An 11,605-nucleotide genomic window follows, 5' to 3' on the forward strand; every position below is an offset into this window, starting at 1 on the left:
ATGGATGAACGCTGGCGCGAAGTTGTTGAATATGTAGCAACTATATCGCTCGTGGAGCCAAGCATTTGGCGAAATTGGCAGTTAACCCCGATTGCAGGTGGCGCGAACAATCGGGTCTATCGGGCGCAATCCACCTATGCCGATTATGCGATTAAGTGGACAATTCGCGACGAGCGTCGTCGGGCATGGCGTGAATATCAAGCGCTGCAAGCTTTAGCAGAACGTGATCATTCGCTAGCTCCACAGGCAGTTTGGCTCGATGAGGCCAATTTTGCTCAGCCAGTTGTAATACAAACTTGGCTCGATTTTCCAGCCTTGACTACTATTCCACAGGATTTGGCTCAATGGCAAGGCTTAATTGAACATTACTGGTCAATTCGCCAAATAACCCAAACCTCAACCACGCTTGAACTACCCAAAGCAACCCTCAATATGAGCAGTATGGCTGAGGGTAAGGCCTTGATTGAACAACATTGCGCCAAAATTCCAACTGATCAATTGCCGATTGCGCTTGAACAGCTATTGATTTGGCTAGAAACTTGGGTTGCACCTGAGTTACCCAGCCTGCCAATGAGCTTATGCCGAGTTGATAGCAATTGGCGCAATTTTTTGGCAACACCCAAGGGCTTTGTCTCAGTTGATTGGGAAAACGCAGGCTGGGGCGATCCAAGCTTTGATATTGTTGATCTGATGACCCATCCGGCCTATGCTGAGGTACCTGCTGAGCATTGGCCTTGGTTTGTGCAGGCCTATTGTGGCTTGGGCGACGACCCACTGGCTGCCCAGCGCATTGAGATCTATCGCACATTGATGCTAATTTGGTGGGTGGTGCGTTGGCAGCGTTATTTGTATGAAGTGCCGCGCGGCTTGGATGAACGCCTCGTACAACGCCCGCCAGCGTGGCTGATTACAGCTCAAACCAATTATCAACGCTATTTGAATTTAGCCCAACAGGCTATCAACCAATGGAGGTGATCGATGCAAAGCAAAGCTACGACTGTCGAGCAATATCTAGCTGAGTTGGCTCCTGAGCGCTACAGCGTGATCGAGCCAGTGCGCCAATTGATTTTGCAGCATTTGCCTGAGGGCTATGTTGAAACCTGCAATTGGGGCATGTTGAGCTATGAAATACCCTTGGAGCGCTTCCCCAATACCTACAATCGCCAACCGTTGAGCTATGTCGCGTTGGCCGCCCAGAAAAATTATAATTCGTTGTATTTAATGCCTGTTGCCTATGACGAACCCTATGCGGCTTGGTTGCAGCAGCAATTTAGCCAAGCAGGCAAAAAATTCGATATGGGCAAATCGTGTTTGCGCTTTCGTAAACTTGAAGATTTGTTGCCCGATGTGGTAGCTCAAGTCATTCAGCGCTATTCAGTTGACGACTATATCGGCTACTATCGGGCGATGCGGGGGTAAGTTGAGGCTAGGGGTCAGGGAATAGAAAGAAATATGAATTTGACGCAGAGGCGCAGAGCAACCATGGCTATCGGCTGTAGGGGTAATGGTTCATTCGGTTGGCAATAAATACATGGCATTCCCTCACCCCCGACCCCTCTCCCACGGCGGCGGGCGAGGGGAGTGCCACGCTTCATGATGCAATGGTTCCCCCTCTCCCGCCTGGCGGGAGAGGGGGCTAGGGGGTGAGGGAACGCTAGCGTGGCGGAGCTTGCATTTGCTCAAACCGATCAGCTTGGCCAGTTTCAGCGTCGCTCAAATCGAGCGCGATTGGGAAACCTGCACTGTACCCGTCGCTGGTTTTGCTTAAGCTAAGCAGCATTTGTTCGCCACCATTGGCGTAGTGCATATCGTTTTCGTTAGTGGTGTCGCGCTGGCTACCAGCTTTGTAAGGCGCATTTGCCAAAATTTCGTTGGTCAAGGCAGTATCGAAATAAAATTGCGAGGTAAATTCATAGGCTTCGTTGGTGCTGCTGGTGGTGCGAATTTTAACGTGAATATGCACGGTGCGCCCTTGATACCAGCCTGGGAAAATCGTGGTAAAGCTAGCATCGCCATTGGCATCGGTGATTTGGTAGCCGCGTAAAAACTTTAAGCCCTCGGTCTGAAAGCCGGCATCAGTTACCCCTGAATAAATCCCCTCAGCATCACATTGCCAAATATCGACCATGGCCCCCGCCAAGGCCGTACAAGCGTTGCTGCTAATTTGCGAAACATTGATATTGAGGGTTAGCGGCACACCCGCCCGTAGCGAATTATCCGATGGCTCGCTGCGAATATCCGAGCGATTGAGTTGCTCATCGACAAAATATGGCCCAACCGTCATCTCTGGCTTGACCACACACGAGGGCAAACTGGCAACGCTGGTTGCGGCAGTGGTCGCAGTTGGTACGGCGGTTGCGGCGCTTGCGCCAGTCGTGGCGGTGGCTGCTGGTGCGGTAGTCACAGTTGAGTTTTGGCTGCCACAGGCGGCTAACATCATACCTGCGCCAACTGCTGAAAAGAGCTTGAGCGCCTCGCGGCGGCTTAAAATTCGGCCTACTGGAATATCATCATTGTCCATCGTTGGTGCTCCTTCGTCGCTAAGAACATTCCGCTTTGCAAGAGCTATTCTCGTAGGCTGCAATGAAGGATCGATGAAGATTCAACGCTGAAAATGTTTAGATTCGCTCGCTCAATTGGCCGCCAAGCCAGCCTGCTAGCACGATTAGCCCAATCCCAAGTAGATGACGGCGCTTTTGGGATGCGGCGGGCAATGGCTTGCCTAACACTAAACGCCAATAAACCGTCACCAAACTAAGGCTAACCACCGCATGACTATTGATCCAAGTCAATTGTTGGCGAATTTGATCGAAGGCTAGGGCAGCGGCCAAAATACCTGTCATTACCGCTAGCAAGCTGCTCCACCAGCCGATTTTCAAGCACCAACGAGCGGTAATTGCCAGCTCGTGGTGCGGACGGCGCTCGTTCCACAGGGTCAAAATTGAGCTAACCAGCAAGAGTGCAATGGGAAAATGAACTGCTTGGGGATGCAAACTCATGCTTAGTTCTCCATATTATTGGCCAATTTGGCGCGGTTATTCAGCAAAAAGCCGATTGTTTCGCCCAACACCTGCGATTCAAATGGCTTGGGTAGTACTGCATCAAACACATGGCGGCGGGTATCAAGATCGGGCGCATTCCAAACCGTTAGCAACATGGCGACTAACAATGGATCGCGGGTTTTCAGTAGTTCGGTCAAATCCCAAGCATTGATGTCGGTCAGGCCACTATCGGCAATCAAGGCATCGAAATCGCGGGTATAGGCCAAATCGAGCGCCAATGTGCCGCTATCGGCGCAAACTACCGTATGCCCCAAACTTTCGAGCAAGCCCGCCAACGCCGATTGAACGCGCGTATCGCTCTCGACCACCAGAATTGTGCCACGTTGCAAGGCTTGTGCGCCGCCAACTTGCAAGGGGTCGTTGGAGCTTTCGGGTCGCGGAATTGGAAACACCAGCGAAATCGTGCTACCAGTGCCCAATTCGCTTTGCACTGCTACCCGCCCACCATGATGCTGCACCACAATCGCATGAGTCATCGAAAGCCCTAGCCCGGTGCCATGCTCGCCTTTGGTGCTGAAAAATGGCTCCCACATGCGAATTTGGGTTTCTTCATCCATGCCAATGCCTGTGTCGCTGACTTCCATAATTACATCGTCAGCAACTTGCTCGGTGCGGATCGTCAGAATGCCGCCCTTGGGCATAGCATCGGTCGCATTCAGCACAACGTTGGTGAGCACTTCGCGCAAGGCAAACGGTGAACCATAAATTAACGGAATTTGGCCTTTTTCGATGCGGGTTTGAATCATGGTGCTGGCAGGGCGGCTGCGCCAACGTGGGCGAATCAGCTTAATTACATCATTAATAATTGTATTCAAATCGACCATTTCATGATCTTCGGGCTGCTGAGCACGGGTAAATTGCTGAATCCGCTCGACCATATGCCGTCCATCACGGGCAGCCTGTTCGATCACCGCCAACCCTTCGCGTTGCTCTTCGGGCGCTTCGATTAGCAATAATTGAGTGTGGCCCAAAATTCCGGCAATCAAATTGTTGAAATCATGGGCGATGCCGCTCGATAATTCACCTAAAGCCCGCAAGCGCTCGGTTTGTAGCAATACATCTTGGGCTTCTTGTTTGGCGCGGTAGGCTTGCTCAAGCTCCTGATATAGTTGCGCATTGGAAATTGCCAAGGCCATATGTCGCGCCAAAATCTGCAACAACTGTTGATGGGCTGGTGGAAAGGCATCAGGATCGAAGCTTGAAAGCACCAACACGCCCAACCAGCGATCATCGCGGCGCAAGGGAACCAGCAAGGCTACAGCCAAGCCAATTTGGCGCAACTCAGCGGCGCGACTAACTGGTGATGAGTTCATAATCATGCGATACGGCGGCGCATCGATCGGCCCAAAATCTTGCCAAATTTCTTGTGAAAGCACCAAGGTTTTATCGAGCAGGTCAACTTCGGCGCGGCCAGTTTTCATTAGCACACTGAAAAAACGGGTTTGCTCAGTTGCCAAGGCCACACAGGCCCAATCGTAGGGCACAACCCGCTCGATCTGCTGCGCGATCCGATGGCAAACCACCTCAAGATTGAGGGTCGCGTTGAGCGTGGCTGTAATGTTCGAAACTGCATTCAGTTGCTCGGTTTGTTGCTGGAGCGTGGTGATCAAATCGCGTTGTTCGAGGGCGATCGCTGCTTGTGAACAAATTGCTTCGGCAAAATTGATATTACTGCGGCCAAAATAGCGCTCAGGTCGTTGATCAAACATCGCCATCAAGCCCAAGGTGCCGTTGCGCCCAACTAATGGGATGAGTAAGGCCGACACTAAGCCAGTTTCGAGCCAAAATGCGCTGGTGCTGGTAGCTGCAGTGCGATCGTTATGATGATAGGCACTGGCTGAGGTTTGGGTCATCTGTTTCAGATCGGGAAAATAATTTAATAGTGCGGTGGCAATCACGTCAATTGAACAATCTTTGGGCATTTGCCAGGCCAGTGGCTTAAGGCTTTGGCCATGGGCATCGTATTGAAACATAATCCCAACGTTGGTTTGGAGCGCTTCACAAACCGTTTGCACCAATTGATCAAGCAAATCTTCTTTTTGAGCTTGGTTGAAAATCCGATTGACATGGCTCAGCATGGCGAGGCGTTGCTTTTCGGCACGTTGAATATCAATTAATAAACCGCCGATCATACTGATTAAGTAGTACACGCCTAATTCAAAGACAATACTAGCGAAGGCCACGCGATCGTTGCCCATCGTGCCAACGCGGCGCATGCGACTGGTTTCATCGAGGAAAAATGAGAGTGCGATTAACATACTGCCGGTGGCTGAAAGCAACGCGCCATCGAAGCCATGACGGGCAGTAAAGGCCACGATAGGCAAGAGGAACAACACATTTAAAAATTGCACCGGAATATAGGCAACCCGATCAATACCCCAGCCGATCAGGCCGACGATGGTCAGCATAAAGATCAATTGCAATACGTCGCTACGGCTGATGGTGCTGCGATGAATGCTGCGTTGCAAAGCGGCGGGCGTGCCAAACCAGCCACGGGTGGAAAGCCATGGCGTGCCTAAGCGCAGCATTGGCAAGGTGATGATCAACGAACCCAAACTATTGGTGAGCCACATCAATGCTGTGGTTACTACCAACGAATGTTCGTCGATCCAGCCGACTTGCCAGCCGACAATACTCATACAAAATGCGCTAATCGCCGTGTTGAACAACACCCCGCTGGCCAAAAAACCATTCAGAGCCGATTCGCGCGACATATCGTAGGGATACCGATATAGAATAAAAATGAGCGCTGGCAAGCCGCCTTGAGCTAACCAACCGCCAACCAACAGTGCTAGCCACCCAACCTGATTAATGCCCGCAAACCATGCGATCAGCGCCATGCTGATGGCACTGCCAACAGCCCATGGTGTGCGCCACCACATAATGCCTGCTTGCACAACCCCTAAGGCTAAAATCCAAGGCATCGGCAGATTGGCTAGCCAACCCAATCCAAACAAGAGCGCGGTTATGGTCGCACTGCAAAAACTCAGCAAGAGCGGCCTTGTCATGGTGAGCCTCGTCTCAGGAAGATGCTCTCTCATTCTATAGCGATGAGCATGCTAGCGTCAAGCGCAAAATTGGCATTTAACTTGATGCTTTGGGCCTATTTTAGCGCAGATTTAACTCGCCTCCGTCAATCCTTTTGGGCAGAATTCTGTTAGCGATTTGTCATGTTGGGCCATGGCCTGTGGTTGAAAAAACCTAATCCATGGCCTATAATGGCGATCGAAGTGGGGCAAAGTGGGGGAATGTGGGGAATTCTGTAAGCGAACATCTGAGCGAAAAAGCCTTGACAGTGGGAGCATGCCATGTTTTTGGGCGAATATGAACATACGGTTGATGATAAAGGCCGCTTGGCGATTCCAGCAAAATTTCGGGCTGGTTTGGCCGAGGGTCTAGTGTTGACCCGTGGTTTCGACCAAAATTTGCTGCTTTACCCCATGCCAGTTTGGCGTGAATTGGCTGCCCGGATTAACGCCTTGCCAATTACCCAACCTTCGGCCCGCAATTTGCGCCGTTTGATGTTTGCTGGCGCTAGCGATTTGGGCCTCGATAAACAGGGCCGAATTGTGTTACCACCCAACTTACGCCAGTATGCCACCATTACTAACCAAGCGGTGGTTACGGGCATGGATAGTTTTATTGAAATTTGGTCGGCTGAGCGCTGGCAAACGGTGCTCGATAGTTTTGCCGACGAAGCGCCTGCCTTGGCTGAGCATGTCTCCGCCTTTGGGATTTAGAGTGTTTGATGGTGAGTATGCATATTCCAGTTTTGTATGATGCCGCGCTGGCAGCCTTGAATTTACGCCCAACTGGGCGCTATATTGACGGCACGCTTGGTTGGGCGGGCCATAGTAGCGGCATCCTGGAGGGCAGCAGCCCCACCGGCCAGTTACTCGCGATCGATCAAGACCCCATGGCTTTGGCGGCAGCGCGTGAACGACTTGCTTCGTATGGCGAACGTGCGACGATTGTTCATGGCAATTATCGCCAAATGGCTAGTCTCGCCGCCCAACACGGCTGGCAGCAAGTCGATGGTATTTTACTCGATATTGGGGTTTCCTCGCCGCAACTCGATTTGCCCGAACGCGGCTTTTCGTTTCAATACGATGCGCCGTTGGATATGCGGATGAATCCGACCCGCGGCGAAAGTGCTGCTGATTTGATTGCCCAGCTCGCTGAAACCGATTTAGCTAATTTAATTTATGAATATGGCGAGGAACGCCTTTCACGGCGGATTGCGCGGCGGATTGTTGAGCAACGCAGCAAAAGCCCAATTACCAGCACTGCTCAATTGGCCAGTTTGGTCAAAAGTGCCGTGGGTGGCCATGCCGGCAAGACCCATCCAGCAACTCGAACGTTTCAGGCCTTGCGAATTGCAGTTAACGACGAATTGGGGGCATTGCGCGAAGGTTTGGCGGCGGCAACCAAGTTATTAGCACCAGGCGGGCGTTTGGCCGTGATCACCTTCCATTCTTTAGAGGATCGAATCGTCAAAGAATGGATGCGCGATCAAGCTAGCGAATGTTTGATTCCGGCCAAGCTTGAAATTTTGGCCTGCCCGCATAGCTGCGCTGCCAAAACTGGCCCTCGCTCGTGTATTTACCCAGTTGGCCGTGATTGCGATTATGTGCCAACGCTTGAGGTGCTGAGCCGCAAACCAATTGAGGCCACGCCCGAAGAATTGAAGGCCAACCCGCGGGCCCGTTCAGCCAAATTGCGGGTTGCCGAACGACGATTAACCAAGGCGCTTGCGTCTTAACCATAGCTCAATTGTCGGAGGATGCTTGATGGCGGTTCAATCTCAATCAATTGGTGGCCTGAGTGCCATCCGAAATCGCAGCACCAGCCAATCAACCCGTCAACGCCGCGCTAGCGTACTGATCGCTTTGGCGGTGGTGGTGGCTTTAATGTGTATGCTCTATTTGGCCCAAACTGGGCGAATTGCCGCGCTGGGCTTTCGGCTCGAACAACTCGAAGTGCAGCAAATTAAATTGGAGCGCGAGAATAACCAATTGCTTTATGAGATTGAACAATCGCAATCGCTTGAGGTTGTGCGTCAGCGGGCAACCGCTTTGGGCTTCAAGCCAATTGAATCAAGCCAAGCCGAATATCTGATTATCGAACTACCACACCATCGTTGGACGGCTCAGGCTCGTTAGCGCCCGTTCCAGCCTTTGCTGCTTGGAGGAACTTGCATGGCCTCACGTACCGCTCCAACTCCTCAAAACCCACCATTGCTCTCACGCTGGCGGATCAACGCGATTCTGTTGATCTGTGTGGTATTTGCTTTAGCCAATGCCCATAAATTATTTGAAGTGCAAATTCAACGCCATGATCAGCTTTCGGGCTTGGCACAGAGCGAGTTTCGCCAAAATCGCACAATTCAGCCTGCTCGTGGCATCATTCGCGATAGCACTGGTAGTGTGTTGGCGATGAATGTGGATCGTGATACGCTCGGCGTTGCTCCACCCTATATCGATGATGATGCGACTGATCCAAATGAGTCTGATCGCTTGGCCTTGTTGCTTTCGCCACTGATTGGCAAAGCGCCTAGCGAGATTAAGCAACTGCTGCTAACCAAAAATCGCGAATATGTGGTCTTGGCGCGGCGCTTAACCCCTGAGGTCAGCGAGCAAATTCGAGCACTCAAAAATACCGCGCTAACGTTGACCCCTGAGCCAGTGCGGGTGTACCCCAAAGGCACGTTTGCGGCGAATGTGGTCGGGGTTGCTAATTACGAAAATGTTGGGATTAGCGGAGTTGAGGGTTATAATAATTCGTTGTTGGCTGGGGTAGCTGGCTCGTTAGAAGCCGAAATCGACTCGGCCTCGAACTCAATTTGGATCGAGCCGCCAACTGTGCAAGAGCCACGCGATGGCGCTGACATCACCTTGACGATTGATCCAACTGCCCAACATATTGCCGAAGAAGAATTACAAAATGCCTTAGTCAACCATGGTGCAAGTGGCGGCTCGATCACCGTGATGGATGCCAAAACTGGTGCGATTTTGGCCATGGCAACTTCCACCAAGTTTGATCCCAATCGTTATACCGAATATCAACCAGAAATTTACAACAAAAACTCGGTGATTACCGATCAATATGAGCCAGGCTCAACTTTCAAGCCAATTAATTTGGCGATTGGGCTACAAGCCAAGGCCTTTACGGTCAATAGTGTGGTTGATGATCCTGGGTTTATTGCCCGTGCGCCTGGCTGCTGCGCCAACTTCGATTCCAATGGCCATTCGCCGATGACTCCCGAAAATGTGATCTTGTATTCATCGAATGTGGGCGCTTTGCAATATGCCGAAATGGCGGGCGACGAAGCCTTCTACCAAGGTTTGCATGATTTTGGTTATGGCGAACCAACCGGAATTGAGCTAGGTGGCGAAGAGGCTGGGATTGTGCAATGGCCTGAATCAACCGCTGATTGGCGGCCAATTGTGCTTTCAACCAATGGCTACGGCCAGGGGATTGCCGTTACGCCGCTACAACATGTGCGAGCGATGTCGGCGATTGCCAATGGTGGCAACTTGATGCAGCCCTACATCATTCAAGAATGGTGTGAGCGCGGCGAATGTCACAAGGTTGAGCCAAAAGTGTTGCGTAAAGTGATCGACAGCGATGTTGCCATGGATGTGGCCAAAATGATGGTGCGAGCGGCCAACAATAACTATGCGTTTCAAGAAAAGATGTGGTGGACATCATGTAGCGGCTATTACGACCGCCAAGGCAATGGCGGCGTGCCCTTGGTGCCTGGCTATAATATTGCGGCCAAAACTGGTACCAGCTCAATTCCCGATGGTCGTGGTGGCTACGAAAATGCCACGATTGGCTCGGTGATGGGCTTTGGGCCAATTGAAGATGCGCGTTTTACCGTCTTGGTCAAGCTCGATCGAACTCAAGATATTTGGGGCACATCAGCGATTCCAGTCTATGCTGCCGTGTTCAAGCGCTTGCTGACCCATTATCAAATTCCGCCCAACCCAGAGTTGGTGCATGAATGCCAAATCGAACAATAACGAATCTACTAGCGCCATGGTGTTCATGGCTTTGAGATATTGCCTATGCTAAGCCTACAAACGGTGGTTGATGGAGTGCGAATTGCCAGCGAACCACGCCTGCAATTGCCCGCAGCGTTGGCCAATTTACCAATAACGGGTGCTTGCATCGATTCACGCGAAGCCAGCGCAGATGGTTTGTTTGTGGCCTTGCAAGGCGAACGCGTCGATGGTCACGATTTTATTGCGGCAGCGGCGGCACGCGGCGTGCGGGCGGCTTTGGTGCAACGCGGGCGTTTGGCCGATCCCAGCCAGCTTGGTTTGGATCGACCGTTTGTGCTGCTCGACCCTGATCAAGGCCAAATTGCTAATGACGCGCCAGCCAATGCCTTTTTTCTGATTAGCGTTGATCTGCCGTTAGCCGCCATGCATCGGTTGGCGACGCGCTATCGCCAACAGCAGGATTTGGTGGTGGTGGGGATTACGGGCAGCGTTGGCAAAACCTCGACTAAAGAGGTGCTGGCGGCGATGCTTGCGCCAACCATGCGTACCCACAAAAGCCCCCGCTCCTACAACAGCGAAAATACCTTGCCCTTGGTGGTGCTGGGGATTGAACCAGAACATCAGATAGCAGTGCTCGAAATGGGCATCTACAACAAAGGCGATCTGGCCTTGCTGACGACGATTGCCCAGCCCCAAATTGGCATCGTAACCAACGTTGGTGCGTCGCATTTGGAGCGCATGCATACGATTGAGAATGTGGCCGAAGCCAAAAGCGAATTGGTGCAAGCCTTGCCAGCCGATGGTTGGGCGATTCTAAATTATGATGATCAGCGGGTGCGGGCGATGCAGCAGGTGACCAAAGCCCAAGTTTTTACTTATGGGCTTGATCCTGAAGCCGATTTGTGGGCTGATAACATCGAAAGCCGTGGCCTCGATGGGATTGGCTTTGATGCCCATTATCGTGGAGAACAATGGCATATCAAATTACCCTTGATTGGCTTGCACAGCGTGCATACAGCTTTGGCGGCGGCAGCAGTCGGGATTGTATTAGGGCTTTCATGGGATTCGCTGATTCAAGGGTTGCGTAGCAGCGCTCAATTGCGTTTGCTCTCGTATCCAGCGGTTGGCGGGGCAACCTTGATTGACGATACCTACAATGCCTCACCAGTTTCCTGCATTGCGGCGTTGAATTTATTGGCTGAACTACAAGGCCGCCGGATTGCCGTATTTGGCGATATGGCCGAACTAGGCCCGCACGATGAATCGGGCCATCGTTTGGTTGGTGTGCGAGCCGCCGATGTGGTTGACCAATTATATGTAGTAGGCGAAAAAGCGCGTTGGATTGGCGAAGAAGCCATTGAAGTAGGCCTGCCTGCTGAACAAGTGCATGTGCTGCCTAATAAAGCTGCGGTGATTGCGGCGTTGCAATCGACGCTCCAAGCGAATGATTACGTCCTTGTCAAAGGATCGCGTGCTGCTGCTATGGAAGATGTGGCAAATGCCTTGCAAGTTAGGCCGGAGGCTACGGCGTGAATA

10 protein-coding genes are annotated in these 11,605 nt (G+C 51.8%); 7 read left to right on the forward strand and 3 right to left on the reverse strand.

Annotation, left to right across the window (positions count from 1 at the left end; all coding sequences use genetic code 11):
- A complete protein-coding gene (locus ABEB26_RS01525) occupies positions 1–975 on the forward strand; it encodes a phosphotransferase (protein WP_345720175.1) in 975 nt (324 codons plus the stop codon).
- A gap of 3 nt (positions 976–978) precedes the next feature.
- Positions 979–1,419 (forward strand): DUF1801 domain-containing protein, encoded by a 441-nt coding sequence (locus tag ABEB26_RS01530; RefSeq protein ID WP_345720176.1) that lies wholly within the window; start codon positions 979–981, stop codon positions 1,417–1,419.
- 235 nt (positions 1,420–1,654) lie between these two features.
- On the opposite strand, the gene ABEB26_RS01535 is transcribed toward ABEB26_RS01530, so the two are convergent.
- The 3 genes from ABEB26_RS01535 to ABEB26_RS01545 form a co-directional block, all read right to left on the reverse strand.
- On the reverse strand, positions 1,655–2,521 hold the full coding sequence (locus ABEB26_RS01535; RefSeq protein WP_345720177.1) for an intradiol ring-cleavage dioxygenase: 867 nt from the start codon (positions 2,519–2,521) through the stop codon (positions 1,655–1,657).
- Between the two features lie 97 nt (positions 2,522–2,618).
- Positions 2,619–2,999 carry a DUF2231 domain-containing protein gene (locus tag ABEB26_RS01540; protein ID WP_345720178.1) on the reverse strand — a complete coding sequence of 127 codons (381 nt, stop codon included), beginning with the start codon at positions 2,997–2,999 and terminating at the stop codon, positions 2,619–2,621.
- Positions 3,000–3,001: 2 nt separating this feature from the next.
- Positions 3,002–6,070, reverse strand: coding sequence for a GAF domain-containing protein (locus ABEB26_RS01545; protein ID WP_345720179.1), 3,069 nt, complete (start codon positions 6,068–6,070; stop codon positions 3,002–3,004).
- A gap of 300 nt (positions 6,071–6,370) precedes the next feature.
- Between ABEB26_RS01545 and mraZ the strand changes: the two genes are divergently transcribed.
- The 5 genes from mraZ to ABEB26_RS01570 are packed head-to-tail and all read left to right on the forward strand — an operon-like array spanning position 6,371 to position 11,602.
- Positions 6,371–6,802, forward strand: a complete 432-nt coding sequence (gene mraZ, locus ABEB26_RS01550; RefSeq protein WP_345720180.1) for a division/cell wall cluster transcriptional repressor MraZ — start codon at positions 6,371–6,373, stop codon at positions 6,800–6,802.
- Between the two features lie 8 nt (positions 6,803–6,810).
- Positions 6,811–7,824 carry a 16S rRNA (cytosine(1402)-N(4))-methyltransferase RsmH gene (gene rsmH / locus ABEB26_RS01555; RefSeq protein WP_345720181.1) on the forward strand — a complete coding sequence of 338 codons (1,014 nt, stop codon included), beginning with the start codon at positions 6,811–6,813 and terminating at the stop codon, positions 7,822–7,824.
- A 28-nt stretch (positions 7,825–7,852) separates the two neighbouring features.
- Positions 7,853–8,224 carry a hypothetical protein gene (locus tag ABEB26_RS01560; protein ID WP_345720182.1) on the forward strand — a complete coding sequence of 124 codons (372 nt, stop codon included), beginning with the start codon at positions 7,853–7,855 and terminating at the stop codon, positions 8,222–8,224.
- Positions 8,225–8,260: 36 nt separating this feature from the next.
- Positions 8,261–10,087 carry a peptidoglycan D,D-transpeptidase FtsI family protein gene (locus ABEB26_RS01565; protein WP_345720183.1) on the forward strand — a complete coding sequence of 609 codons (1,827 nt, stop codon included), beginning with the start codon at positions 8,261–8,263 and terminating at the stop codon, positions 10,085–10,087.
- 45 nt (positions 10,088–10,132) lie between these two features.
- The gene (locus ABEB26_RS01570; protein ID WP_345720184.1) at positions 10,133–11,602 is read left to right on the forward strand and encodes a UDP-N-acetylmuramoyl-tripeptide--D-alanyl-D-alanine ligase; all 1,470 of its coding nucleotides are present in this window, start codon (positions 10,133–10,135) and stop codon (positions 11,600–11,602) included.
- The last annotated feature ends 3 nt before the right edge of the window (positions 11,603–11,605 follow it).

The sequence above is a fragment of the Herpetosiphon gulosus genome, assembly GCF_039545135.1.
Taxonomy (GTDB): domain Bacteria; phylum Chloroflexota; class Chloroflexia; order Chloroflexales; family Herpetosiphonaceae; genus Herpetosiphon; species Herpetosiphon gulosus.